Source organism: Reyranella aquatilis, from assembly GCF_020880995.1.
Classification (GTDB): domain Bacteria; phylum Pseudomonadota; class Alphaproteobacteria; order Reyranellales; family Reyranellaceae; genus Reyranella; species Reyranella aquatilis.
The window spans coordinates 19,103-43,301 of record NZ_JAJISD010000014.1; the positions used below are offsets into that span (position 1 = coordinate 19,103).

24 protein-coding genes are annotated in these 24,199 nt (G+C 66.9%); 8 read left to right on the plus strand and 16 right to left on the minus strand.

The window, feature by feature from the left end; genetic code table 11:
* Window positions 1–3: 3 nt before the first annotated feature.
* The 4 genes from LJ725_RS25255 to LJ725_RS25270 all read right to left on the minus strand — a co-directional run bounded on the left by LJ725_RS25255 (window position 4) and on the right by LJ725_RS25270 (window position 5,329).
* Window positions 4–1,677, minus strand: a complete 1,674-nt coding sequence (locus LJ725_RS25255; RefSeq protein ID WP_230553725.1) for a portal protein — start codon at window positions 1,675–1,677, stop codon at window positions 4–6.
* A gap of 3 nt (window positions 1,678–1,680) precedes the next feature.
* On the minus strand, window positions 1,681–1,962 hold the full coding sequence (locus LJ725_RS25260; protein ID WP_230553726.1) for a hypothetical protein: 282 nt from the start codon (window positions 1,960–1,962) through the stop codon (window positions 1,681–1,683).
* Window positions 1,963–2,124: 162 nt separating this feature from the next.
* Window positions 2,125–3,531: a multicopper oxidase family protein gene (locus tag LJ725_RS25265; RefSeq protein WP_230553727.1), complete on the minus strand. Its 1,407-nt coding sequence runs from the start codon at window positions 3,529–3,531 to the stop codon at window positions 2,125–2,127.
* A gap of 259 nt (window positions 3,532–3,790) precedes the next feature.
* Complete coding sequence (locus LJ725_RS25270) at window positions 3,791–5,329, minus strand: terminase (RefSeq protein WP_230553728.1); 1,539 nt, start codon at window positions 5,327–5,329, stop codon at window positions 3,791–3,793.
* An 81-nt stretch (window positions 5,330–5,410) separates the two neighbouring features.
* On the opposite strand from LJ725_RS25270, the gene leuC reads away from it, so the two are divergent.
* Window positions 5,411–6,823 (plus strand): 3-isopropylmalate dehydratase large subunit, encoded by a 1,413-nt coding sequence (leuC, locus tag LJ725_RS25275; RefSeq protein ID WP_230553729.1) that lies wholly within the window; start codon window positions 5,411–5,413, stop codon window positions 6,821–6,823.
* Between the two features lie 66 nt (window positions 6,824–6,889).
* Here the strand turns inward: leuC and LJ725_RS25280 are convergent, their stop codons facing one another.
* Window positions 6,890–7,477, minus strand: a complete 588-nt coding sequence (locus LJ725_RS25280) for a hypothetical protein (protein ID WP_230553730.1) — start codon at window positions 7,475–7,477, stop codon at window positions 6,890–6,892.
* Window positions 7,478–7,507: 30 nt separating this feature from the next.
* Window positions 7,508–7,966 carry a hypothetical protein gene (locus LJ725_RS25285; protein ID WP_230553731.1) on the minus strand — a complete coding sequence of 153 codons (459 nt, stop codon included), beginning with the start codon at window positions 7,964–7,966 and terminating at the stop codon, window positions 7,508–7,510.
* A 603-nt stretch (window positions 7,967–8,569) separates the two neighbouring features.
* Between LJ725_RS25285 and LJ725_RS25290 the strand changes: the two genes are divergently transcribed.
* On the plus strand, window positions 8,570–9,043 hold the full coding sequence (locus LJ725_RS25290; protein WP_230553732.1) for a hypothetical protein: 474 nt from the start codon (window positions 8,570–8,572) through the stop codon (window positions 9,041–9,043).
* Window positions 9,044–9,055: 12 nt separating this feature from the next.
* Here the strand turns inward: LJ725_RS25290 and LJ725_RS29255 are convergent, their stop codons facing one another.
* The 5 genes from LJ725_RS29255 to LJ725_RS25315 form a co-directional block, all read right to left on the minus strand.
* On the minus strand, window positions 9,056–9,682 hold the full coding sequence (locus LJ725_RS29255) for a Crp/Fnr family transcriptional regulator (RefSeq protein WP_230553733.1): 627 nt from the start codon (window positions 9,680–9,682) through the stop codon (window positions 9,056–9,058).
* A gap of 662 nt (window positions 9,683–10,344) precedes the next feature.
* Window positions 10,345–10,587, minus strand: coding sequence for a ribbon-helix-helix domain-containing protein (locus tag LJ725_RS25300; RefSeq protein WP_230553734.1), 243 nt, complete (start codon window positions 10,585–10,587; stop codon window positions 10,345–10,347).
* An 863-nt stretch (window positions 10,588–11,450) separates the two neighbouring features.
* Window positions 11,451–12,116 (minus strand): cysteine hydrolase family protein, encoded by a 666-nt coding sequence (locus LJ725_RS25305; RefSeq protein ID WP_329958397.1) that lies wholly within the window; start codon window positions 12,114–12,116, stop codon window positions 11,451–11,453.
* Window positions 12,101–12,556, minus strand: coding sequence for a hypothetical protein (locus LJ725_RS25310; protein ID WP_230553736.1), 456 nt, complete (start codon window positions 12,554–12,556; stop codon window positions 12,101–12,103). Before LJ725_RS25310 ends, LJ725_RS25305 begins: the two co-directional genes overlap by 16 nt.
* 743 nt (window positions 12,557–13,299) lie before the next feature.
* Window positions 13,300–13,665, minus strand: a complete 366-nt coding sequence (locus LJ725_RS25315; protein WP_230553737.1) for a hypothetical protein — start codon at window positions 13,663–13,665, stop codon at window positions 13,300–13,302.
* Between the two features lie 70 nt (window positions 13,666–13,735).
* Here LJ725_RS25315 and LJ725_RS25320 point away from each other — a divergent pair, with 70 nt between their 5' ends.
* A complete protein-coding gene (locus LJ725_RS25320) occupies window positions 13,736–13,912 on the plus strand; it encodes a hypothetical protein (protein ID WP_230553738.1) in 177 nt (58 codons plus the stop codon).
* Window positions 13,913–13,938: 26 nt separating this feature from the next.
* Here LJ725_RS25320 and LJ725_RS25325 read toward each other — a convergent pair whose 3' ends face one another.
* Window positions 13,939–14,379 (minus strand): hypothetical protein, encoded by a 441-nt coding sequence (locus LJ725_RS25325; protein ID WP_230553739.1) that lies wholly within the window; start codon window positions 14,377–14,379, stop codon window positions 13,939–13,941.
* 179 nt (window positions 14,380–14,558) lie between these two features.
* Here LJ725_RS25325 and LJ725_RS25330 point away from each other — a divergent pair, with 179 nt between their 5' ends.
* Window positions 14,559–15,422 (plus strand): SDR family oxidoreductase, encoded by an 864-nt coding sequence (locus LJ725_RS25330; protein WP_230553740.1) that lies wholly within the window; start codon window positions 14,559–14,561, stop codon window positions 15,420–15,422.
* A 24-nt stretch (window positions 15,423–15,446) separates the two neighbouring features.
* On the opposite strand, the gene LJ725_RS25335 is transcribed toward LJ725_RS25330, so the two are convergent.
* A complete protein-coding gene (locus LJ725_RS25335; RefSeq protein WP_408015773.1) occupies window positions 15,447–15,995 on the minus strand; it encodes a DUF4142 domain-containing protein in 549 nt (182 codons plus the stop codon).
* Between the two features lie 183 nt (window positions 15,996–16,178).
* Here LJ725_RS25335 and LJ725_RS25340 point away from each other — a divergent pair, with 183 nt between their 5' ends.
* Window positions 16,179–16,388, plus strand: coding sequence for a hypothetical protein (locus tag LJ725_RS25340; RefSeq protein WP_230553741.1), 210 nt, complete (start codon window positions 16,179–16,181; stop codon window positions 16,386–16,388).
* A 290-nt stretch (window positions 16,389–16,678) separates the two neighbouring features.
* Window positions 16,679–17,419: a C40 family peptidase gene (locus LJ725_RS25345; protein ID WP_230553742.1), complete on the plus strand. Its 741-nt coding sequence runs from the start codon at window positions 16,679–16,681 to the stop codon at window positions 17,417–17,419.
* A 24-nt stretch (window positions 17,420–17,443) separates the two neighbouring features.
* On the opposite strand, the gene LJ725_RS25350 is transcribed toward LJ725_RS25345, so the two are convergent.
* Window positions 17,444–18,274, minus strand: a complete 831-nt coding sequence (locus tag LJ725_RS25350; RefSeq protein WP_230553743.1) for a hypothetical protein — start codon at window positions 18,272–18,274, stop codon at window positions 17,444–17,446.
* A 308-nt stretch (window positions 18,275–18,582) separates the two neighbouring features.
* Window positions 18,583–19,311 carry a sulfite exporter TauE/SafE family protein gene (locus tag LJ725_RS25355; protein WP_230553744.1) on the minus strand — a complete coding sequence of 243 codons (729 nt, stop codon included), beginning with the start codon at window positions 19,309–19,311 and terminating at the stop codon, window positions 18,583–18,585.
* Window positions 19,312–19,445: 134 nt separating this feature from the next.
* Here LJ725_RS25355 and LJ725_RS25360 point away from each other — a divergent pair, with 134 nt between their 5' ends.
* Entirely contained in the window at window positions 19,446–22,055 is a 2,610-nt protein-coding gene (locus tag LJ725_RS25360; protein WP_230553745.1) for an HWE histidine kinase domain-containing protein, read from the plus strand.
* Complete coding sequence (locus tag LJ725_RS25365) at window positions 22,055–23,287, plus strand: GAF domain-containing sensor histidine kinase (RefSeq protein WP_230553746.1); 1,233 nt, start codon at window positions 22,055–22,057, stop codon at window positions 23,285–23,287. The genes LJ725_RS25360 and LJ725_RS25365 overlap by 1 nt, the downstream gene beginning before the upstream one ends.
* A 6-nt stretch (window positions 23,288–23,293) precedes the next feature.
* Here the strand turns inward: LJ725_RS25365 and fghA are convergent, their stop codons facing one another.
* On the minus strand, window positions 23,294–24,136 hold the full coding sequence (gene fghA, locus LJ725_RS25370; RefSeq protein WP_230553747.1) for an S-formylglutathione hydrolase: 843 nt from the start codon (window positions 24,134–24,136) through the stop codon (window positions 23,294–23,296).
* Between the last annotated feature and the right edge of the window lie 63 nt (window positions 24,137–24,199).

Below are 24,199 nucleotides of genomic sequence, written 5' to 3' on the forward strand. Positions count from 1 at the left end.
CGCTCAGACTCCCAGGATGGATTGAAGCGCGCTGCGGCCGCCCCCGACCTCGGTCTCGCTGAGCGTCTTGGCACCCTGCGCGACGGCCGACGCCGTCTGCAGGGCCTGAGCCGCCTGCGCCTGGCGCGCCCGCTCGGCGCGCAGCCGGGCGACCACGTCATCGGCCACGGTTATGGCGGCCGGAGCGCCGAGCTTGTCGGCATAGACGTCGATGCTTTCGTCGGCGTTCAGCTTGTCGAGCACCTCGGGGCGCGTCGCCGCGATGTTGCCGGCGAAGGCCCACAGCCGCTCCACGCTGCCGAGGTCCGCGGCCTTCTGCGCCTGGGCCAGGATCGAGATCAGCTCGACGTCGAGCGGATAGCCGTGAAGCTCGCGCGGCGGCTCGCTGAACAGCCCGTGCTCGCCCATGATCGTGAAGGTGCGCTGGACCAGCGGCTGCAGCAGGTCGTCGTGCAGGTTCTCGAGCACAGGCCCCAGCATCTGCATCTTCTCCTCGCGGCGCGTGCTGATCTCGAGCTGGTTGCGCGGCTGCACGCCCTCCATCTGGTCGAACATCAGGAAGAGGTCCGCGAAGAAGGCCGACTTGATGACGGCCTGGGTGCGCGTGACCAGACGCTCGACCTCGGCGATGGCGCCGGGAGCGGTCTGGTAGAGCGGCCACATCCCCGCTCCCCTCTCCTGGGTGGTGAAATAGTTGATGGCACCCGGCAGCACCGACGAGGCCGAGCCGCGCAGGCTGATGTGAGCGCCCATCGGCGGGTTCACATGCTTGTCGACCGCGTTGTGCTCGCGCTTCTTCAGGATCTGCAGCGACTTCACGTCGGGCAAAGCGTCGTGGCCGGGCCCCTTCGAATAGGCGTCGTTGCCGACCGGCGCCCAGCGCGGCGTCAGTGCCGGGAACTCCGAATAGCCGCCGCGATGGATGAACTCGCCGTCCGCCTGCCCCGCTCCCTCGCGCCAGTAGACCGAGCGGAACTTCTTGCCGGCCCAGTCGAGCCGGCCCTTCTCGAAGCCCGCGTTGGGCTCGACCATGTGCAGGATCGCGATCTCGCTGTCGGCGTCGTCGCCGCGCGCCTTGTCCGTGATCTCGGCGATGCCGTGATCGGGCCAGCGCTCCTCGATCTGGCGGTACGAATACATGAAGCGCCGCGCCAGCGTGTCGACCCGGCCGCGCCAGTCGAGGCCCAGCCAGTATTCGCCGATCGACAGCGTGTAGAGGCGGATCACGTCCTCGCGGTCGAACTCGACGATCGCGCAGCCAGTGCCGAACTGGCCCAACTCCTCGTAGATCAGCGGAAGCGCCGAATAGAGGTTGCCGGCGTTGAACACCATGCGCATGCGCTCGGCGCACTCGTCGAGCCAGACCTTCACCGGCGCCAGCGACGCCACGCGGCGATCGGCAATGGTGAGCCGAAACCAGGGCCGTGCCGGCGAGGTGACACCCGACATCAGGCCCGCGACCAGCGTGCGCAGCGCGAACAGCGCCGTTGGGTCGAGGATCGCGCCGTTGGCCTGCGCGCCGCGCCCGCCCTGGTTGGGCGAGGTGAAGAACTGGCCGCGCCGCGGGTTGATGAAGCGCGAGAGGTCGCGCCAGCCCGGTTCCCACGATTGACGCTGACGCTTCAGCACCGCGAGGCGGGCGTCGATGTGGCGGCGAAGCGCGGGATCGTGCGCCATCGCTCAGCCTCCCAACAGGGTCTTGCCGCCGGCACCGCCAGCGCCACCGACACCCGCCCCGCCGAACGCGCCCGACGCAGTGGTCGAGGCGTTACCGGTGACTCCCAGCCCGCCAGTGGCGATGGTCGAGGCATAGCCCGCCATGGCCGCGGCGCGCTTCTTCTGCGCCTCGCGCGCCTCGCGCACCGAGGGATCGGCCATCGAGGGAACAGGCGGCGGTGCCGGCGGCAGAGCCGGCGGCGAGATCGGAGGAAAAGCGGCCTGGCCGCCACCAAATATTCCCAAGGGGTTCTCTCCTGTGAGAAGCGAGCCCCTGAGTTACTGATGAAGCGGACTTTGGAGATGCAAGAGGGAAAAAGGTGAGCCGTCGACGGGAGCGGTCAGATCTCATCTTCTCTTCAGGACAAGCGCTGCTTGCTTGCGGCACCGTCCGGGAAAGAGTCGATGCTAGAGGAAGCCGCGGTAAACCAGCGTCGCAAACATGCCCGCGGCCATGTGGTAGAGGTTGTGACAGTGAAAGGCCCATAGGCCGGGATTGTCGGCATCGAGCGCAACCTTCACGACCGTGCGCGGCGGGACCAGGATGACGTCGCGCATCGCGCCCGCAAGGGTTTGCCCATTGATCTCCCTGACCTGAAAGGAGTGGCCATGAAGATGCATGGGATGCGACATCATCGTCGTGTTGCGCATCACGAGCTCGACACGTTCCCCCTTTTCGACGTTTACCGGCAGGCCTTCGAGTCCATGGACGCCGACGCCCCAGGAGTAGGCCATCATGTTCCCGGTCAGATCGATCGGTACGGAGCGGTCCACGGGACGGCTGACCAGCGGCTTCTGGGCACGAAGCCTCGCTTCATCCGTGAGATCGAGTGCCGACGCGGCCATCGCCGCCATTTCTGGAATACGGGCGACGGCGGCGCCGCGCGGGCGCAACACAATGCCGGTCTGAGACATCCGCCCCTCGCAGCGCGCCAGTACCGGCAACGCCGTAGCATCGGCGGGCAGGCGCACCGCGATGTCAACTCTCTGCGCAATCGCCAACGGAAACTGGCGCACGACAAGCGGTTCTACCGGATTTCCGTCGACGGTCAGCACGGTACCGCTCACGGCACCGAGATCGATCACGAAGTTCGACGAGGCCGCGCCATTGATGATTCGAAGGCGCACCTCGGCGCCCTTCTCGACGTCGATCACCTGCGGATCGGCGAGCGTGCGGTCGTTGGCGAGGAAGGCATCGTAGGTGACATCGTTGAGATCGGGTCGGGCAGCCGCCATGTTCATGCCCGTGCCGTTCATCGCGCCTTCAGGCCTGGGGCGACGTAGATCGTCGAAGATCCGGCGCGGCTCAGTCCACGAGAAATCCTCGAGGAGGATCACGACCTCCTGCATGCCGCTGCGGATGGCGCTCTCTTCGCGCACGATCAAGGGCGCGGCCAGGAGGTTCTGCTCCTGAAGGCCGAAATGAGAGTGCATCCAGCGCGTACCCACCGGCAGGGCCGGAAAGCGGTAGTCGGCGAATCGACCCGGCGCGATCGGCGGACCGGAAAGATACGGCACGCCGTCCTGTCGCCACGGTGGGTTCAGCCCATGCCAATGGACTCCGGATTCCACGTCCAACCCGTTCTCCAGTCGAACGTCGAAGATATCCCCCTCGTTCAGCGTCAGGCCAAAGGCGCCGGAAGGCTGCTCGACGCCATATCGCTTGGCCGCCTTGCCGTTTACCTCAAGGATGCGGTTGGTAAGCCTCAGTAAGCGGCGCTCGGGGCCGGGCGGCTGCTGAGCCGGAGCACCTCTTGCCATGGCCAGTGCCACGGCACTCGTTCCGCCAACCAACAGATGCCTGCGCTTCAGCATCGGAGTTCTTCCCGGACCGTTCGACAGTACCGGGACATTATCAGCTCGCCGTGCGGTCAGCTGAAAAGTTGCTTTGAAGGGCTAGGCGGCACCAACTGAAAAGGCCCGCCGTTCAATCGGGGATGATGAGAACGGCGGGCCTCCAGACATCGGGGCGGCCGGTCGAAACGGTCTCCCAGGATGCCTCCCTGCCGCCTCTGGGGACGGTTGGTCCGACCTTGCCATTGCAGTCGGTGTGAGTCCAGCGTAACCGGCCGGCCTACAGGTCCCCGTGCGGGTCGTAATCGGACTGGATGGTGTTGGCGGCGACGCTTCCGCCCTCCCCCGCGCCGCGCCCGTCGAACCGCGCATCGTCGGGCAGGTCGGCCACCGGATAGGCGAAGGTGAGGCAGAGGCCGTCGGCATTGTCGGGCGAGGCCAGGCCGCGCTTCTTCATATCCTCCTTCTTCTCGAGGCGGATGGCGTTATGCAGGTCGAAGCCATATTCGCGCCCCGTCAGCTCGGCCTTCAGCTCCGGATCATCGGGGATGGCGCCGGTCCTGAGCCACGCGCGCATCGAGGCCCACATCTCGGCCGCCTTGTTGGCGGTGAGCGGCATGCCGTCGCCCAGCGTATAGCGATCCGCGCGGCCGCCGAAGTTCACGCCGACGACGAGATGGCCCGGCAGCATCTGACGCACCCGGTCGACCACGCCGGCGCCGATGCCGCCCTCGTCAATGAAGACCGCCGCAGCGCGATGGTGCATCGCCTGCTCCGCCACCTTGCCCGAGAGCAGCATAAGGTCGCTCACCCGCAGCTTGATCGCCGGGACCGTGCGCGCGTCGCGGCCGCGGCGGAACCAGATGGCGCTCTGGTCGTCGCCGCCGCGCGCGCAGTCGACGCCCATCACCAGTGGCTGACGAAGATGGCTTTCGGCGGGACGGCGCGTCGCCTCCTCCACCGTCTCGCTGTCGATGAACTGCATGGCGCCTCCCCTCGGAAACTCACCCTTCACGCGCACACGGAAGAAGTCGCTGTCGTCGCCATAGTCGGCGGCCCATCGCGCGATCTGCTCCTTGTCGGTGAGCGAGACCTGGCGGCCGTCGACCTGGTGGCGATGCCAGCGATGACGGAAGCGGCCGAAACATTCGCGGAAGCGGCCGGTGTTGCGCGTCGGGTTGCCGGTCGCCAGCCACAGGATCTCGGTGTCACGGTCGGTCAGCGCGCCCTCGATCGTCTCCCACACCGGATCGGGAATGGCCGAGGCCTCGTCGAAGGCGACGAACAGGCGGCGGCCCTGGTTGTGCAGGCCGGCAAAGGCCTCGGTGGCGCGCAGGCTCCACGGCACCGCGTCGATGCGCCAGGTGCGCTCGTGCGCGGGTTCGACGCTGTGGATCGCAGTGGCCGCTACCTCGAACCAGTCCGCGCAGGCGGCGAGCCGCAGCCATTTGACGAGTTCGGGCCAAGTCTTGGTCTTGAGCTGCGTCGCAGTGTTGGCCGTGACGATGCCGCGCGTGTCGCGGAAGGTGGCCAGCGCCCAGACGATGATCCAGGCCACCAGCGCCGACTTGCCGACGCCGTGGCCCGAGGCGACGGCGATGCGGATGGCGTCGGGCAAGGTGCCGAGGGAGTGCCCGATCTCGGACAGCACCTCGCGCTGCCACGGCTCGGGCCCTGGGTCGTGCGCCAGCGGCGTGCCCGCCTCGCCCCACGGGAAGGCGAACAGCACAAAGCCTAGCGGGTCATGCGCAAAGCTCCCGACCTCGATGCCGAGCGGATCGAGGGCGGGCTCGCGAGGGACATCGGGTTCATCAGCCACGATGCCGGTTCCTGATGAACCGGACTCGGCGATTGCAAGGGCAAAGCGCCTTCGCCAAGTTGGCGCGAACGGGAGCAGGACATGACGGCGCCGGGACCGCGCACTCTCTACGACAAGATCTGGGACGCACACGTCGTCGAGCAGCTGAGCGGCGAGACATGCGTGCTCTACGTCGATCGTCACCTGCTGGACGAGGTTCACAGTCCGCAGGCCTTCGACGGGTTGCGCCGCGCCGGCCGGCCTGTCCGGCGTCCCAATGCCACGCTCGCGGTGGTCGATCACAATGTCCCGACGGGGGACCGGCGCGGCGGCATCGCCGAGCCGCAGTCGCGGGCGCAGGTCGCGGCGCTCGAGGCGAACGTCGCCGAATTCGGCGTGCCGTACATTCCCCTGCTCGACCGGCACCAGGGCATCGTCCATGTGATCGGGCCGGAGCTGGGCTTCTCGTTGCCGGGGCAGACGATCGTGAGCGGCGATTCGCATGCCTCCACGCATGGCGCGCTGGGAGCGGTTGCCTTCGGCGTCGGCGCGTCGGAGGTCGAGCAGGTGCTGGCGACGCAGACGCTGGTGCAGGACAAGGCCCGCAACATGAAGGTCGAAGCCACGGGTGGCCTGCCCTTCGGCACTTCGGCCAAGGATCTCGCGCTGGCGATGATCGGACTGGTCGGCGCAGCCGGCGGCAACGGCCATACGATCGAGTTCTGTGGCGATGCGATCGCGGCACTCGACATGGCGGGCCGCATGACGGTCTGCAACATGTCAGTGGAGATGGGCGCCCGCGCCGGCCTGATCGCGCCCGACGAGACCACCTTCGCCTATGTGCGCGGCCGCGAGCGCGCCCCGACAGTCGACGCGCTCGACCGCGCCATCGACTGGTGGCGCACCCTGCCGACCGATGCCGGTGCGCGCTTCGACCGGACGGTGACGATCGACGGGTCCGCGATCGCGCCGATGGTGACGTGGGGCACCAATCCCGAGGCAGTCGTGCCGATCACCGGCGCGGTGCCCGGTCCGGACGACGAGCCCGATCCGCAGCGCCGCGCCCAGCATCGGCGCATGCTCGACTATATGGGTCTCGCCCCGGGCCAGAAGCTCATCGGCCTGGCGGTCGACGTCGTATTCATCGGCTCCTGCACCAACGGTCGCCTGGAGGACATCCGCGCCGCCGCCGCGGTGGTGCGCGGACGCAAGGTCGCCCCCGGCGTGCGGGCGCTGGTGGTGCCGGGCTCCGGACTGGTGAAGCGCCAGGCGGAGCAGGAAGGACTGGATCGCCTGCTCGTCGAGGCGGGCTTCGAATGGCGCGAGCCCGGCTGCTCGATGTGCCTCGCGATGAACGGCGACCGGCTGTTGCCCGGACAACGCGCGGCCAGCACGTCCAACCGCAACTTCGAGGGACGACAGGGACCTGAAGGGCGCACCCACCTCCTGTCGCCGGCCATGGCCGCGGCCGCTGCCCTCGCCGGCGCCCTCGTCGACGTTCGCGAACTGGTCTGACCCAACGAAATGAGGCCCGGCGATGCCGGGCCTCTCCTGCCTGCCTTGTTGGCGAAACGTGCGGGATCAGCCCGGCCAGTTGGCGCGCATGCGGTCGATCTCGGTCTGGTTCGGGCGGTAGGCCGGCGCCTTCGGATCGAAGGTGGTCCAGCCTTCCTTGCGATAGTCCGCACCGCGCGCGACCGGATCGATCGGGCGATAGTTGGCGAGGATCGCCTCGACGCGGCTGGCGTCGGCGTCGTTGACGCGCGCCGTCACCAGCGTGGCACCGCGGCGCACGGACTCCGAATAGACCTCGGCGTGCTCCTTGTCCGTGCCGGCATCGACCAGTGCGCCGACGATGCCACCGGCGGCCGCGCCGCCCGCGGCCACGGCGGCCGTCGACGCGAGCCAGCCGGCCGCGACGACGGGACCTAGGCCCGGGATCGCCAGCAGGCCGAGGCCAGCCAGCAGGCCCGCACCAGCGCCGACGGCGCCACCGATGCCCGCACCCGCAGCGGCCTTGTTCACGTCATCGACGTCGGCATATTCAGCGCTGACATACTTGTTGGCGACGATGCTGACGTCCTTGCTCGGGATGCCCGCCTTCTCGACGGCGTCGACGGCAGCGCGGGCCTGGGAATAGCTGTCGTAAGCGCGGCTAACGGTCTTCATGTTTGTTGTCCTTTGTGATGATTGGGGGAATTACTGGTTCGCCGTGACGACGTTGCCCTTGTAATCGACGGCCACCTGCACCGGCTTGCCGGCCTGCTGCGCGGTGCCGCGCCAGATGCCGTCGCCGTCCTTGGTAAGACCGGTGACGTTGTCCATGCCCTGGGCAATGATGCGGTCCTTCGCCTGGCCCTCGGTGAACGAGTTCGAGCCCTTCAGCGGGGCGCCAGCATCGGCCTGCTTGACCTTGTAGGCGTCCGCCTTGCAGGCGTTCATGAATTCGGTCTGCGTGATCGTGCCTTCCGTCGCGACGGTCATGCCCGCCACGCGCATGAACGACATGTACCGCATGGCCTCCCCGCCCGAGACATTGCCGTCGCTGTTGGCATCGGCCTTCTTCCACATCTCCGCGCACTCGGCATCGGTGGCGGCGAAGGACGGAGCGGCGGCGATCATCGTGGCGAACGCGGCGGCGGCGAAAATCTTCTTCATGACGTGACCTCTCGTTGATTGGTCGTTGATTGGAACAGGGCTGAGAGCTCAGCCGCGGGCCATCAACGCGCTTTGGCGCAAAGGTTGCTCCGTCGGATCAGTCATGTTCGAGGGCCCGACCTGTCGCTGCAACGAACCCGCAACGAGCGCCGTTGGATGCACATGCTGCAGGTCATCCTCGCGATGCTTTGGCCGATCGTCATCGTCACGACCCTTCTGGCCGTGAGCGTCCTGCTCCTCGTGTTCTTCACGACCCGGAAGCTCGACTGAGGCAGACACGAGCGAAGTCGAGGCGGGTAGGAGAAGCGTCCGCTACCGGACGGCAACCCGTCCGCTCACGGTTCATTGATTCGCTATCGTTGCAACCGTTTGGCTGCAGCCGCCTGCAGACAAGAGGACAGCATGTACCTGCGCAAGCACGGGCCCCTTCACCCCGTCAGTCCGACGCGGCTCCATCGCCGGTACGGCAATCTCGCGATGCCCTTCAGCTGGAACTGCGATCGCTGCGTTCCATGGGACGCATGCGGCGCGAACGCTCCGCACGCGATCGGCAGCAACGGCTACTGAAAGAGTCCGTGGCAACAAGCAACACAGGGGGGCTCAATGGCGAAGACGTCCTGGTCTGAGGTGGCGGCGAAGCCGGGCGCCTGGCATCTCCTGCTCGGGCGCCTTCACAATAGCTTCGGGGATGGGCCTTGCGAAAGCGATCCGTTCGATACGGCACGCGTGAGGTTCGCGGTGAATCTGATGGCGCGTTATTGCAGCGGACTTCCGGTGCGTGGGCCCGTGGCACTCCAGGGTGGCCGCGACGGGTGCGATACGCTCGTCAAGTTGGCAACGGGCGACAGCGCTGATTTCGAGCGACTGCGGCTGGTGACGGCGAGCAGACCTGTCTCCGCGGGAGAATGGAAGGCGCAGGCCCAATTTGTGCTGGACGAACCACTCCACCGCGATCTGCTGCAGATAGCCGGCGCGCCCGACACCCGTGGAGCAGGCCGCCGCGCGCGCGAACGCCAGACGGCAGAGCGTGAGGATCGCAGCCTGCGCTGGCGCGTCTCGTCACGCGAGCGGCTTTGACGACGCCGGCTGTCAGCAGGCTTCGACGTCTGGCGCGGCCTTGAGTGGAGGGTCTGAGAGCTTGCGCTCCGCGGATGCCGGCAACGCATGGTTGCCTCGCGCCGCCCGGCTCTGTCGCTCGAGACCAGCGGCATCGACGACGGTGATCCAGCGGCGGCCGATGAGCAGGAAGCGGCGATCGGCCAGATAGGCGAGCCCTTCCGTGACCGACGTACGACGCGTGCCCAGCAATCGCGCCAGCGTCTCGTGTGTGAGAGCAAAGCTCGTCTGACCAGTCAGCGCCACCGCACGGCTGAGCCAGCGCGCGAGGTTGGAGATCTGTAGCGAGCGGGTTCGCTCTTCAGCGTGGCGCACCGCTTCGCGCAAGGCCAGACCGCCCTGCGCACGCATCGCCTTCTCCACGGGTGGATGCTCTGCAGCCAACTGGCGCAAAATGGAAGTCGGGATCGACCAGGCCTCGCCTTCGACGGTCACGACGGCGTCGAGGCCGAGAGCGTCGGACCCGAGCAAAAGATCCGGTACGCTCGTACCTCCTGCGCCGAGGCTGAGTATCTCGACACCGCTCTGCGGCGATACGAAGCTCAGCAGTAGGCTGATGGGAAAGAACGTCAGCGAGGGCTCGACATCGCTGGTACGCACTCTTTGGCCAGCGCTGACACGCGTCCTGCGCACGTCCGGCGTAAGCACGCTCCAGGCCTGTTCATCGATTCCGGGTGGGGCGTGACACGGCGAGAGTTTGGACGGTCCGCTCATGTTCGACACTTACTACAGAGTCTCGAGAACGCGAACGTTCATGAAGGCAGATTTGACATCTGCCTCTAGAGTGCGATCTCCGCGATGACCGGAAGATGGTCGAAGACATGGCGCGGGCATGATCCGTTCGATCGATCCATGCGGAAGCGGGCGTCACATAAACGCGATCGAGCTGAAAGATCGGAAGACACTCGGGGAATGTGCGGTGTCTGATTACCCCGGGTAGTGCGTGCTCAAGACTGCGTCGCACCGAACCGCAGAACCAGTCGGTGAAGTCGCCCAGCGCGACGGTCGGCCTGTCCCGTCGTTCCAGCATGTTGAGCAAGGCCATCGCCTGGCTGCGCCGCTCGCGCAGGCTGAGGCCGAGATGCGTGGCCATGATGCCAAGCATGCCGAGCGCACGGCCTCAAAGAAATACGCACCATTCACCAGCACCGCTGCCCGACGCGCGCGCTGGACGGCCAAGCGGTGCTCCCGCTGAAGGATCGACTGCATGGCGCCTATTACGCCGCGATCGCACGTTTGACCCGCCCCACCGGGCGGCAACCTCAATGCGGGACCAACTCGGCGGGAATAGAGTCGCGCTTTTTCACCAGCTCGCTCAACACATAAAGTCGCAACGCACTCGAGAGGTTCACGTCGTCCGACGTTCTGCCATGGTCGACTTCCGCCACCAGCATGTTGAGCGACATCGAGCGCTCGCGCGCCAGCCGCACCAGTTCGGTCCAAAAAGCATCCTCCAGCGATATGCTGGTGCGGTGCCCGTCGATTGTGACCGATCGCTTGCGCATGGCGTGATTTTAGAATCGTCGTCCGCTTGCCTCAAGCGTTCATGCATCACCAATTTGCTTTCGCGCGAAGGTTTTGACGTTCCCCCAAATTCTCGTCATCCGCGTCCCCAGCGAACGACGCCAAGAAGCGGGCGACCAACCCGAGGCGGCGTCTTTACCGGTCTCCCGCCGCGCCCGGCCGATGCAGGTACCCTCCCATCCTCATGACATCAGCCGTCGCTTCCTGGAGCGAGGGGCGTCAAGTTGGACAAGTAAATCCGGCATAATTTCAGTTTCGCTGCCATTTGCCTCGGCCTTTCCGTTCGACCTGCTCAATGAAGGGCAACACCCGTCACGTCGGCCCTCGCGCGCCGAGAGGTGCTCTCTGACAGCGCTCGAATCGACCTCCCTTCCGGAGGTTGGATAGGGCAAGACGCCGTCGGCTGCGCAGCCTCCTGCTTGAGGAGGTCCCGCCGGATTGTTCGGTTCCCGACTGAAAAGGTCACAGCAATCATGAATGTGAAGGGCGACCTGTCGAGCCAGGTCGAGCTGCTGGAGACGGCTTGTCAGCGCACGCTCGAAACCTCGGAAAATGATCCGGTGGCGTGGGAGGCCCTCGCCGCCGCATTGAGCCGGTACGACTTGTCGTCGTCGAAACTCGCGCGACCGCACATCACCGGGCTTGCCAACATGGTCCGCAAGCACACGGACAATCTCAGACATGCAGCGTGGTTCGCGAGCGACCACGAGACGGGAAGTCGCCCCGTTCGCCGGGCGTTGCCAGCGAACCGCGAAGCTCTGGCATCCGGCGAGGCGGAGAAGTGCCCGCTCCGCGTCGAGCGGAGCGGGCGTCAGGAAGCAGCCTTGGGGGAGATGCGACGGGATCAAGCCGCAGGCTGCTCAAGAAGAACGGAGCTTCGCTCTTCCCGGTTGCGCGGCCAGCGCTGCAAAACCTCTGCGGTGGTCGTCGCTGCGACCTGCGCGGAGAAGCGCCGCCGAAAAAGATCGACCAGCGCGTCATGGGCCCCGTCACTCGTGCTGCACAGGGCGTCGACCGGAAGCACCACTCGGAAGCCGAGATCGATCGCCTGCATCACGGTAGCCAGCACGCAGACGTCAGTCTCGCCGCCCGTCATCACGATCGTCCTGATGCCCCGACGCCTCAAGACTGCGGCAAAGCCCGCGCGCGAGAAAACCGAGTTGGCGGGCTTGTCGACGACGCGGGCCGGCGGAACCAGTCGCGCCAGGGGTTCGACCAGTTCCAGCAGGCCCGGGTCGAGAGATGAACGAGTCATCTGCGGCCAACGCGCGTAGTAATCACGCCAGGCCCCGGTTGCTCCAGTGGCAGTTGTGGGCGGCATGAAGCGCGAGAACACGGTACGCGCTGGATGCCGACTCGCGATCTCGCGTACGGCTGGCAGAACGCGGGACAACCAAGGGACCCGCCATGGGGTCTCCTCGGCGAACAGACGCTGCATGTCGATGCAGAGATGAAGCGTCGAGCCCGTATCGAGTGAAAAGGCCAGTCCCGCCGTCAGATTCGCCCCCAGTGCCGAGGGTCTTCCGACTCGCGCTCGCGGGCCACGCGCGCACGACGCCCTGCTCCGCGCGAATCCGGCGGGCCGGCGATGGCGAGGAGCCGCTCGTGCCGGGCTTCGTCCAACAGGACGTCGCATCGACCGCGCCACGGGCCGGCCTCAATCTCTGTCGCGCCCACGACTTCACGGAGCTGGGCGAAGTCGGCGGCGTCCGTCACGGCGCAGTGGATGACCAGTGCCTGCGGTTCCCGCAGAGGCTGCACTGCGAAGTCGCCCCTGAGATTCGAGTGCGTGCAGGTGCGCACCATGAGGTTGGCGGCGAACCGCAGACGCGCCGTGTCGAAAGGATCGTCCTCTCGCGCACCGCCACCGAAGTCCGGTCCGATCTCCGCCACGATGAGAAAGGCCTCGGCCGGCCTCGCCCCGATCTCTCTCCAGACATTACGCGCCATACCGCTGCCTTCCCGAACGGGAGTCCAAGCCTCGCATCGAACCAGTATCGGCCATCGCGCGGCTGCTCATGGTCCACTTCCGGCCGCCCGGCGCGACGCCTCCGCCGGCCATGACTCGTGCCTTCTGATGTGGCTCAATCGTCCGCGCCCCACTCTTCCAACCGCACAGGCTCCGCTACGGGCTTCCGATGCATCGGCGCAGATTGGCAGCGTTCGCGGAGCAGCCTGTCCCGGGCGGAAACGCGGCGGCGGAGGGAACCCAGCGCGCGCAACGCAGCGAGTTCCATGCCGACCGAGGAATTGAATGTGTCTGGCATGGCGCTCTCCGGTTACAGAAATCCGGTTTGGCAACGGGAGGTTCGAGCCAGGGTTGCGTCGATCGGTGTGATAAAGTCGAGGCATGGGGCCGACATGACGCCCTCAAGGTGCGCGAGACCGAGGGCGAAAAAGCCCGGCGACGATGCCGCAACGCCGACGCAAAATCGGTCGGCGCGGCGGACGGCACCAGAAGCGAGAAGGCACGGGGCGCGCGAGGCCGCCAATCGCCTGGCGAAGATCACTCCCGAGAAACAGGCCGCCGAGCTCTTCAGGACGGTGGTCGGCCGGCCCGGCAGCCAGGTTGAGCCGGTGGGATGGGCACGGTGGCTGGCCCCCCAGCGGACTGTTACGGGGCGCAGTTCAGGGATCAGGTACGGGGCCCTATCCCGACCGCGCCCGCAGTCTCGACCGAGGGTCGACGCCGGTCACGATTCCGAAGTGTCCGGAACCCTCACCACCTTCCGCAGCGCTTCGCGCAACTCGGCAACAGTGATGTCGTCATGCAGGCCGCGCATCAGGACCACCCCGTCGGGAATGGGTTCGACATGCTCGGCGGCGCGAATCGCGGCCATCCCGGCGTCGTAACGCTCCTCCTTCAGGCAATCGATCGCCGAAAGGACGTGATAGGCCTCCCGGCGATTGGGATTGCGCTTGTAGCGTTCAAGCACCAGCACGAAGCGATGTACGCGCTGGGAAAGAGATTGACGTGTCGCTTCTGCCGCCATGCCGTGGTGATAACGCACCTTCTCCAGTCGTGCCACCCCGAACGGCAACCCGCGCCGTTCCTTCATGCGTCGTGCGCGCTGCGCCCGCTGCAACAGATCGGCAGCGGCGGCGTAGTAGCTCGAGCAGGAGGTGGCGATGGCTCAGCAGATTGCGGTGTCCGGTATCGAAGGAAAGCTCGAAGTGAACGAGGATGGGGAATTGATCTATGCGAAGTCGGGCCTGGAAACCGAAGTCCTGACCGCTGATGAGGCAATCCGGCGCTGGCCTGCGGCGGCATCGGACATCAGGCGCGCCCTGAAGATACTGGACTGACGCCTGCGGCGAAACCGGCGCGGTCCCTACTTGCCGTCGGCGTGGCAGAAATCGGCCCTGTCGCTGGAACTCCTGACGGTCCGCGCCCGGAAGTCGTAGGTTTCGGTGAACGCCTGCTGCATCAGCCCGTTCCCCTTCTTCCAGAACACGGTCCGCTCGAGCGTCGTGCCGTTCAGCCTATGGGACGCGAACGACTCGACCACCGTGCCGTCGGCTTCCTTGGCCTTGCCGAGACTGATCGCCGTACCTTCTTCCGACAGCCTGGTCCTGAGGGGACCGCTCACGCCATAGAGGTCCTTCCCGATGACCTCGTAGGTGGTGGGTTCCTTCATGGGCACGCCGCGATAGAGCAGGTGACACGAAAGGGACAGCGACGGAACTGCAGCAGCGGGCGCGTTGGCCATCTGTGCCTGCGCGCCCAGTGCCCCGATGAGGAGAACCGCGCCGCTCGTAAGTGCCAGCTTCATGGGGAGCCTCCGAAGAAAGTATCGCCCCATCAATCGTCGAACGTTCGGAAGGTTGCCCCTCTGCAGCGACTCGGCGGCGCTGGTTTGGCAAGGCGAGCCTGGCAGTGTGCCTTTCAGGCTGCAACCCGTCGATCCCGCGTCCCTTGTGGACGATCGTTGGAATCAAACGGAGAAGAGACATGGCCGAGAACGAGCAAAAGAACTGGGTCCAGCCGCCGCAGCAGCAGGCAAGGCCGGGGCTCACCGATGCGATGCGACCGCGGCCCGACCACGGCGAGGAGAGCTACAAGGGAGCGGGCCGGCTCGCGGGCAAGCGCGCGCTGATCACCGGGGGTGATTCGGGAATCGGCCGCGCCGTCGCGATCGCCTTCGCACGCGAGGGCGCCGACATCCTGATCTCCTATCTCAGCGAAGACGAGGATGCGGCGGAAACCAAGCGCTGGGTCGAGCAGGCGGGGCGAAAGGCCGTCGTGATGGCCGGCGACATCCAGGACTCGGCCCATTGCCGCGCTCTCGTCGATCGGGCGGTGACCGATCTGGGAGGCCTGGACATCCTGGTGAACAATGCCGCCCACCAGGCCACCTTCCCGACGCTGGAGGAGATCACCGACGAGGAATGGGAACTCACGTTCCGCACGAACATCCATGCCATGTTCTGGCTCGCGCGTGCGGCCGTCCCGCACATGAAGCCCGGCAGCGCGATCATCAACACGGCCTCGATCAACGCCGACGTGCCCAATCCCACCCTTCTGCCCTATGCGACCACTAAGGGCGCCATCCACAACTTCACCGGAGGGCTGGCGCAGATCCTGGCCCGGAAAGAAATCAGGGTGAACGCGGTTGCACCGGGACCAGTGTGGACGCCGCTCATTCCCTCTACGATGCCCCCCGATACGGTGGCGAGCTTCGGCAGCAACTATCCGATGAAACGCCCGGCGCAACCGGCCGAACTCGCGACCGCGTATGTCATGCTGGCCGATCCTCTTTCGAGCTACACGTCCGGCGCGACCATCGCAGTCACCGGCGGCAAACCGTTCCTGTAAGGGAACGGCCACCGCCGGCCTTGGCTACCTGTCGAGATCCTGCGCCATCTTCAGATGCATCTGCAGATGGGGCAGCGTCTTCGCCGCGAACGCCTTCAGGTCGGCATTGTCTCCGCTCTTCGCGTAGCGCTCGAACAGGGCGACTGCATCCATGTGCGCCGATACCTGCATCCCGTCGTAGGCCTTCTTGAACTCCGCACCACTCAATCCCTTGAGCTTGTCGATGTTCGACTGGTGCGCGGTATCCATGGCCGTCGGCAGGTTGACCTTCACCTTGCCCGACGTGACGAGCTGCTTGAGTTCGTTCGAGGTCTCGGTGTGGTCCTTGATCATCTTCTCGGCGAACGCCTTGTCCTTCGCGTCCCCCTTGGCGACGGCGAGCTTGCTCGATTCGATCTCGGCCATGTCGCTGATCGCGGCCTTGGTCACGAAGTCCTGCGTGGACGGTGCCACGCCGATTGTCGCGTTGACGCCGGACCGCTCCGGCACCGACGGTGTTTGAGCCGCCGCCGCGAGTGGGAGAACGTACAGCATGGTCGCCGCGGCGATCCCGGTGAGGGTCTTGTTGTTCATTGTCTTCTCCTTGCCTTGTTGCATTGAAAACCGGTCGTTCCACGCCCCGAACGGCCCCCTCGTCGCAGCGTTGCGCAGCCGTCGTCGCGGTCTGGCCAGCCCCGATCGAACAGCACCCGCGATCGATAGGCCCCTTCTTCACCAGAATTCGGAACGGAAGCCGTGCGCTTCCGTTCAACCAGGATGATCACCCAGCTAAATCCGCCCCTGCCGCTCGAGACGTCGAAGGGACCGGGCCTGGCCCATTTCGTCATCGACTACGGCCCCGAATCGCACCTTCTGTGGGTGGTCTTCCTGGACGAAGGCGGGGCCTGCTGGACCGTTCCAAACCCGGAGATCCGGATCCAGAGCAACTGGTCGATGCGTCGCCGGGAGAAGGTCGCGACGACCTGAAGCGGCTGGCGAGCGTCACCGGACCTGTGCGCTGCAAATGACGGTGAAGCGGCTGCCGTTACGAGCCGCCCGATTGCGGCATAGGACGCTTCCGTATGCCTTGGCACACCCTGCGTATTGATACGCTGGCCTGTGGAAATGTCGCAAAATATCCAATAATTACAGTTAGTTAACCCGCCTGTGACCAATGTGGCAAATTTGCAACATTTGTTGGACGTGGGTAGCTCGCTTGGTCACTATGCCCTCCGGCCGTAGGCCCACCCCCGTGGTTCCAACCGGAGATGAATTTCATGACCTTGAGAAACGGACGACGCCCCCTCTTCCGCGCACGCCCCCTTCTCAAGGCGAAAGCCTTTTCCGTTACGATCCTGGCCACGCTCGCGGCATTCGGCGTGGCCGGCGCACTCGCTCCCGCCAGTGCCCAGGTCAAGGCCCCCCAAGTGAAGCAGGCCGCGAAGCCCAAGGCGCGTCCCGTCGTCCAGTCGGATCCGACGGACAGGATGGCCGACCAGCTCAATGCCAAGTGGCAGCAGGACAATGCAGCATTCGCCGGCTTCACCGCCGCGACGCCGGCGCCGGCAACGGTCCAGGCGGTTTCCTATTCCGTCCCCGCTTCCTCGGCGGCGACCGGCGCCAAGCCTGCCGTGGCCACCGAGTGGGGTGACAAGCTGGTCTCGCGCGCCATGAACTATCTCGGCACGCCCTATCGCTACGGCGGGACGTCTCCACAGACCGGCTTCGACTGCAGCGGCTTCGTCTACTATCTCTATGGCGCCGTCTTCGGGCAGCGCATCCCGCGCATGCCGCACGAGATGGTGCGCCAGGGCACGCCGGTGGCGCGCAGCGACCTGCAGCGCGGCGACCTCGTGCTCTTCGGTTATCGCGGCACGTTCACCCACATCGGTATCTACGCCGGCAACGACCAGTTCGTTCACGCCACGCATCGCGGCTCGCCGGTCATGGTCACGAACCTCGACGCCGACTATTACCGCCAGCGTTACATCACAGCGGTCAGGCTCTCGCCGCAGTAAGGGTGCCGCCAGGTCCGGCGCCGCTCAGCCGTTCGCCATGATGGTGCGATAGATCGCGGCCTTCTGCTTCAGCGGCAGGCGATCGATGGCGCCGAATAGGCGCAGCATCAGATCGCACTGACGCGCCTTGGGCTGATCCTTCAGATCGCGGAACGCGGCCATGTCGGCCTCCTCGAACGGCGGCTCGGCCAGGGTGCGCGCCTGCTCGTAGGCCGCCCCCAGTTCCTCGGCGGACGGTAGCTTGCTGCCGGGATTGCTCGACCTGTACGCCGCGACCATCGCCCGCTGGCGCGCCGACAGCGCCGCATCGACCCGCAGGTTGGGCGGGGTGCGGTTGACGCCGGTCATCGCGTAGTCGGCACAGGCCTCGTCCGAGACGGTGCGGAACGCCTGCAGGGTTGCCGCCGTGCCGTCGCCCCAGGCCGCGACCGCCTCGTCCGAGCCGCGCTGGGCCACCGGCAGCACCTTGGCGCGATACACCGCGGCGGCGGCCTTGGAGGCAGCCGGCAGGATGGCCGGATCGTCCATGCCGATGCGGGACTCGCGCAGGACCGACAACAGGCCGCTGCTCAACTCAGCCTCGATCGACGGATCGAGGGCGAACACGTCGAGCAATACCGGGTCCTGGGCCACCAGCCGCGCGCGCACCACCGACCAAGCATAGGCGTCGCTGCGCTCGAAGGCGAACCGCTCAACCTCCGGCCGGGCGGCGGTGAAGACGAGCGTTACGATCACCGCGGCGGCTAGGCCCAGACCCAATCGCTGCGGCCAGGCGCGTCGGCGGGCGAGCCATGCCGCGAGGGCGACCGCACCGCCGACGCACAGCGCCGTGACGATCGGATAGAGATTGTTCATTGACCCTCTCGAACGCGAAAGCTTCCAACGCGGTGCCCACGGCGCTGTTCCGGCCGGACTGTAGCAGTGAGGGGCGAGCCTCGGCGTTTCAGGACTCGGAACGGGACGGCGGCTCGTTCGGGATCGTAAGCAGTGCGTAAGCCCGAGGGGTCATCGTTCCCGCAAGACCGAAAAGGGCGTTGGGGGAAAGCATGGCGAAGCCGCTGTGGCCGAATGTGAGCAGCATCCAGTATCGCAACGATCGCAGCCCGATCCTGCCGCAACGCCGATTGAAACCGCGCGATCACTGATCCGCACTCGCCAACCGCTCACCGCGAGAGCAGGCGAATGCCCGCGATCGCCACGATACCCGCCAGTACGAGGCGGATCGCGCGCTCCGACAGGCGTCGCGTGAAGACGGTGCCGGCGGCGGCTCCCAGCAGCGCGGCAGCCGCGAACAGGCCAAAGTCCGGGGCGAGTTGCTGGCCCGACAGAAGGGCGCCAGCCAGGCCGGTGATCGAATTGCCCAGGATGAAAGGCGCGGACAGGCCGGCCGCTTCGCGCGGACGCGCCCACCCCAGCACGATCAGGGCCGGCGCCACAAACACGCCGCCGCCGATCCCGGACAGGCCCGACAGAAGACCCGCCGCCGCCCCAAGCGCCGTCCATCCCGCCCCCGGCTCCCGTGTCGAGGCCGCGCCACCGGCCCACAGCGCTCCCTTTGGCCGTGCCACCATCATCGTGGCGGCACCCAGCAGCAGGACACCCGTGACCGCCGTGTAGACTCCCGGCGACAGCGCGATCAGCCCGCCCATGAACGCGGCGGGAAGCGCGGGTACCGAGAGCGCGGCCAGCCGGCGCCAGTCGATCAGCCTCGCGACGTGCAGACGCCAGCTCGTGTAGGCCGCCGCCACGACGTTCATGGCCAGCGCGGTCGGGCGAAGCTGGTCCACCGGAATGCCCGAAACCGCCATCACGGCGAGAAAGCCAGTCCCTCCGGCCTGGCCGACGCTGGCATAGACGGCGGAAATGGCGAGGATCGCGAGCGCGGCGAGCATCCCCACAATCTACGCGACGGCTATCCCTCGGCAACCTCGGCTGCCCCGCCGCGTTATTGAGCGCTCGGGGGAGCGTGGATACGGGTATGCGACTTGAATCGGCCTCGCTCCCGGAGCAGACCTTGGAGTCCTGGGTGAACGAGCCGCTTCAGAGTGTAGATCTCACAAATTGCGACCGTGAGCCCATTCACATCCTGGGCGCCATCCAGCCGATCGGCTTCCTGATCGCGCTGACCTCAGACTGGATGGTGGCGCGCGCTTCGGCGAATGTCGAAACGTGGCTCGGCAAGGGCCCCGAGGAAATCCTCGGCAGGCCGCTGGCGGACGTGTTCTGCGCCGAGGCCATCCACGATCTGCGAAACCGCACCATCATGCTGCGCGGCCCCGATTCCGTCGAACGGCTGTTCAGCGTCGAGGTGGTCCCGGGCCGCCCGCCCCTCGACATCGCGCTCCACCTGTCGGGCGGTAGCGTGGTCATCGAGGGCGAGCCCTCTTCCGGCGAGCACCAGGATTCCACCAGCCTCGTGCGCTCGATGATCGGCCGCCTCGATCAGTGCACTGATCTCAACACCTTCTTCCGCGAAGGCGCCCGCCAGGTGCGCGGCCTTACCGGCTTCGACCGCGTGATGGTCTACCGCTTCGCGCCCGACGGCTCGGGCGAGGTCGTGGGCGAGGCCTGCAAGGCCGGCATCGGCACCTTCTTCGGCCTGCGCTATCCCGCCAGCGACATTCCCCAGCAGGCGCGCGAACTCTACAAGCGCAACCTGCTGCGCGTCATCGCCGACGTCGACGCCGAGCCGGTGCCGATCGTGCCGCAGCTCGACCCGACGGGCCGGCCGCTCGACCTGTCGCTGTCGATGTTGCGCGCGGTCTCGCCGATCCATATCGAATACCTGCGCAACATGGGCGTCGGCGCCTCGATGTCGATCTCGATCATGGTGGAGGGCCGGCTGTGGGGCCTGTTCGCGTGCCATCACTATTCGCCGCGCTGCCCGAGTTTCGAGCGCCGTTCCGTCTGCGAGCTGTTCTCGCAGATGTTCTCGATGCGGCTTGAAGCGCGCGAGCGGCAGGAGCACGTGGCCTACGAACGGCGGGCGCGCGACATCTCAGACCAGCTACTGGGCGCCATCGCCTCGAACGAGACGCTGCTGCAGGACCCCGAATGGCTGGCCGACATCCTGATGCGCGCCATCCCGGCCGACGGCATGGGCATCTGGATCGCCGGCTCCTATGCGTTCTCCGGCGTCACCCCGCCGACCGAGGAATTCCGCCGCATCATCCGCGCGCTGAACGGTACGGCGGCCGGCAAGGTGTTCGCCACCGACCATATCGGCTCGATCCTCGACGGCGCCGGTGCCTTCGCCTCGACCGCGGCCGGGATGCTCGCCATCCCGATCTCGCGCTCGCCGCGCGACTACGTCGTGCTGTTCCGTTCCGAGCTGGTGCGCGCCGTGCGCTGGGGCGGCGATCCGCACAAACCGGTCGAGTACGGGCCCAACGGCCCGCGCCTCACGCCGCGCCAGAGCTTCGAGGAATGGAAGGAACTGGTGCAGGGCAAGTCGCAGCCCTTCAGTCCCGCCGAGCTCCGCGTCGCCGAGACGCTGCGCGCCACGCTCATCGAGGTGGTGCTGCGCCTGGCCGACGAGGCCACGGCCGAGCGTCAGCAGGCCAGCGCGCGGCAGGAGATGCTGATCGCGGAGCTGAACCACCGGGTGCGCAACATCCTGGGCGTGATCCGCGGCCTGATCCGCCAGTCTCAACCCGACGAACCCGCGGTGCGCGACTTCGTGCGACTGGTGGATGGCCGGATTCACGCACTGGCGCGCGCCCACAATCAGATTACCGACGACCATTGGGGGCCCGCGCCGATGCAGGCGCTGATCGACGCGGAGACGGCGGCGATCGTGGGCGACAAGGAACGGCTGGTCTCCGAGGGCAAACCCCTGCTCCTCAAGCCGCAGGCCTATTCGACGCTGGCGCTGCTGCTGCACGAACTCGTCACCAATTCGACCAAGTACGGCAGCCTGTCGGTGCCGGATGGCCGCACGCGGCTTGGGTGGCATCTCGACGCCAAGGGCGACCTGCAACTGCAATGGTCCGAGAGCGGCGGCCCGCCGGTGACGCCGCCCAAGCGCAAGGGCTTCGGCACCACCATCATCGAGCGCTCGATCCCCTACGACCTCGGCGGCACCGCGGAGATCACCTACGACCCCGCTGGCATCCGCGCCCAGTTCAGCATCCCCGCGCGCCACGTCGTCGAACCGCGTCCCGGCCAGGCGCGGCCGGTGCGCCTGAAGCGCTCCGCACCCGATCATCCGCAGGCGCTGCCGGGACCGATCCTCAAGGGCCAGACGGTGCTGCTGGTCGAGGACAGCCTGATCATCGCGCTCGACGCCGAAGACATCCTGTACCGGCTGGGGGCCGAGAGCGTCGTCACCGCGGCGACCATCGAGGCCGCCCTCGACGCCATCGAGACCGCGCGGCCCGACCTCGCCCTACTCGACATCAACCTGGGCGACCGCAACAGCTTCCCGATCGCCCACCGGCTGAACGATCTCGGCATCCCGCTGTTCTTTGCCACGGGCTACGGCGAGCAGGCCCAGCTGCCGATGGAGCATCGCAGCCGGATCGTCGTCCAGAAGCCCTACACGCTGGAGATCGTCGCACGCGCGGTGCACGAGCTGACCGGCGAACCGGTGCCGGTGGAGAGGACTGAGGCGGACCGATCTGTTACGACGGGCTGATGGAAGCCCGCCGACACTCCGACGAAATCCGGCGCGTCGCCGCCCTTCGGGCATACGACATCCTCGATACGCCCCGCGAGGAGGAGTTCGACGAAGTGGTGCGGGTCGTGAGCGCGATCTGTGGCACGCCGATCTCCGTCATCAACCTGATCGATTCGAGCCGCCAGTGGTTCAAGGCCGAGCTCGGCCTCGGCGTGCGCGAGACGCCGCTGCCCGCCTCGATCTGCGCCCACGCCATCCTGCAGCCGGATCTCTTCATCGTGCCCGACACGCTGGAGGACGCGCGATTCGCCGACAACCCGCTGGTCACCGGCGAGCCGCACCTGCGCTTCTATGCCGGCGCGCTCCTCGAATCGCCCGAGGGCCTGCCGCTCGGCACGATCTGCGTGCTCGACTACCAGCCGCGCGAGCTCGACGAGAACCAGAAGGCATTGCTGCGCCTGACCGCGCGGCAGATCATGAAGATGATCGAACTGCGCCGGCTGAACGCGATGGAGCGCATCGCCCGCGAGAAGGCCGAGACCCGCGCCGAATCGACGTCGGCCCGGCTCGCCCACGCCAACCGCGAGTCCGAGCTGCGCGAGCAGTTCATCGCCGTGCTGGGTCACGACCTGCGCAATCCACTGGCTTCCATCCAGGCGGGCGCCGACCTCGTGAAGCGCGGCCGGCTCACGCTCGACGAGATGCTGCATCTCACCCAGGGCAGCATTTCGCGCATGTCGACGCTGATCGACAACATCCTCGACTTCGCGCGCGGCCGGCTGGGCAACGGCATCGACCTCGAGCGGCACGACGTCGTTCTGACGCCCCTGCTCGCCCAGGTCGTCGACGAGCTGCGCGCGGCCTCGCCCGACCGCAGCTTCGTCAGCCACATCGCGATGGACCAGCCGGTCTCGTGCGATGCCGGCCGTATCGGCCAGCTCCTGTCGAACCTGCTCGGCAACGCCGTCGTCTACGGCGCGCCGGGCACCCCGATCGCGATCGACGCCAGGATCGAGGACGGCACGTTCGGACTGTCGGTGACCAACCACGGCGATCCGATCCCCGCCGAGGCGCTGGCAAGACTGTTCGAGCCCTTCTTTCGCGGCGAGGTCCGCGCCAGCCAGCAGGGGCTGGGCCTCGGCCTCTACATCTGCAGCGAGATCGCGCGTGCCCATGGCGGCACGCTAACGGCCACGTCGACGACGGACGCCACCGCCTTCCTCTTCCGCATGCCCACGCTTGGGACCTGAACCGCGTCAGGTGCCGAGACGCTCGGCGTGCCAGGCGAGATGGTCGGCGATGAAGCTCTGGATGAACCAGTAGGAATGGTCGTAGCCCTCGTGCCGGCGCAGGACCAGTTTCTGGCCCACGGCGGCGGCCGCGCTCTCCAGCGACTCGGGCCGCAATTGCCCGTCGAGGAACTGGTCCTTCATCCCCTGGTCGACCAGGATCGAATCGGGGAACGGCCGCTGGCGCATCAGCAGGCTCGCATCCCAGGCCGTCCAGCGGCTGCGATCGGGACCGAGATAGTGGCCGAACGCCTTCTCGCCCCACGGCACGGCGACGGGATTGCAGATCGGCGCGAAGGCCGAGACCGAGCGATAGGTCTCGGGATTGCGCAGCCCGATCACCAGCGCGCCGTGCCCGCCCATCGAATGGCCGAACACGCCGCGCCGCCCGGCCTGGACCGGGAAGCCGGCCTCGATCAGCGCGGGCAGCTCGCGCGTCACATAGGAATACATCCGGTAGTGCGGCCGCCACGGCTCGGCCTCGGCGTCGAGATAGAAGCCCGCGCCGGTGCCGAAATCCCAACTGTCCTCCTCGCCCGGCAGGCCGAGCCCGCGCGGACTGGTGTCGGGCGCCACCAGGACCAACCCGTGGTCGGCGGCATGGCGCAGGGCGCCCGCCTTGATCATGAAGGTCTCTTCCGTGCAGGTGAGCCCCGCCAGGAAATAGAGCGCCGGACGGGGCCGCGCCGCCGCGCCCGGCGGCACGAAGACGGAGAACCTCATCTCGGTGCCCGTCTCGCGCGACGCATGGCTGTAGACTCCGATCGTGCCGCCAAAGCACGCCTGTTCGCTCCGCACCGTAACGCTCATTTGCACACCACTCCTCGACCGGCTTCGATGATACAGGAGAGTGCGGGACGAGGACCAAGGAGT

Bases quoted from the DNA above. Each gene is read 5' to 3' on its own strand.
- LJ725_RS25255 (WP_230553725.1), bottom strand. From the start codon at position 1,677: ATGGCGCACGATCCCGCGCTTCGCCGCCACATCGACGCCCGCCTCGCG.
- LJ725_RS25265 (WP_230553727.1), bottom strand. From the start codon at position 3,531: ATGCTGAAGCGCAGGCATCTGTTGGTTGGCGGAACGAGTGCCGTGGCA.
- leuC (WP_230553729.1), top strand. From the start codon at position 5,411: ATGACGGCGCCGGGACCGCGCACTCTCTACGACAAGATCTGGGACGCA.
- LJ725_RS25280 (WP_230553730.1), bottom strand. From the start codon at position 7,477: ATGAAGACCGTTAGCCGCGCTTACGACAGCTATTCCCAGGCCCGCGCT.
- LJ725_RS25285 (WP_230553731.1), bottom strand. From the start codon at position 7,966: ATGAAGAAGATTTTCGCCGCCGCCGCGTTCGCCACGATGATCGCCGCC.
- LJ725_RS25290 (WP_230553732.1), top strand. From the start codon at position 8,570: ATGGCGAAGACGTCCTGGTCTGAGGTGGCGGCGAAGCCGGGCGCCTGG.
- LJ725_RS25300 (WP_230553734.1), bottom strand. From the start codon at position 10,587: ATGCGCAAGCGATCGGTCACAATCGACGGGCACCGCACCAGCATATCG.
- LJ725_RS25310 (WP_230553736.1), bottom strand. From the start codon at position 12,556: ATGGCGCGTAATGTCTGGAGAGAGATCGGGGCGAGGCCGGCCGAGGCC.
- LJ725_RS25315 (WP_230553737.1), bottom strand. From the start codon at position 13,665: ATGAAGGAACGGCGCGGGTTGCCGTTCGGGGTGGCACGACTGGAGAAG.
- LJ725_RS25320 (WP_230553738.1), top strand. From the start codon at position 13,736: ATGGCTCAGCAGATTGCGGTGTCCGGTATCGAAGGAAAGCTCGAAGTG.
- LJ725_RS25325 (WP_230553739.1), bottom strand. From the start codon at position 14,379: ATGAAGCTGGCACTTACGAGCGGCGCGGTTCTCCTCATCGGGGCACTG.
- LJ725_RS25330 (WP_230553740.1), top strand. From the start codon at position 14,559: ATGGCCGAGAACGAGCAAAAGAACTGGGTCCAGCCGCCGCAGCAGCAG.
- LJ725_RS25335 (WP_408015773.1), bottom strand. From the start codon at position 15,995: ATGAACAACAAGACCCTCACCGGGATCGCCGCGGCGACCATGCTGTAC.
- LJ725_RS25340 (WP_230553741.1), top strand. From the start codon at position 16,179: ATGATCACCCAGCTAAATCCGCCCCTGCCGCTCGAGACGTCGAAGGGA.
- LJ725_RS25345 (WP_230553742.1), top strand. From the start codon at position 16,679: ATGACCTTGAGAAACGGACGACGCCCCCTCTTCCGCGCACGCCCCCTT.
- LJ725_RS25350 (WP_230553743.1), bottom strand. From the start codon at position 18,274: ATGAACAATCTCTATCCGATCGTCACGGCGCTGTGCGTCGGCGGTGCG.
- LJ725_RS25355 (WP_230553744.1), bottom strand. From the start codon at position 19,311: ATGCTCGCCGCGCTCGCGATCCTCGCCATTTCCGCCGTCTATGCCAGC.
- LJ725_RS25365 (WP_230553746.1), top strand. From the start codon at position 22,055: ATGGAAGCCCGCCGACACTCCGACGAAATCCGGCGCGTCGCCGCCCTT.
- fghA (WP_230553747.1), bottom strand. From the start codon at position 24,136: ATGAGCGTTACGGTGCGGAGCGAACAGGCGTGCTTTGGCGGCACGATC.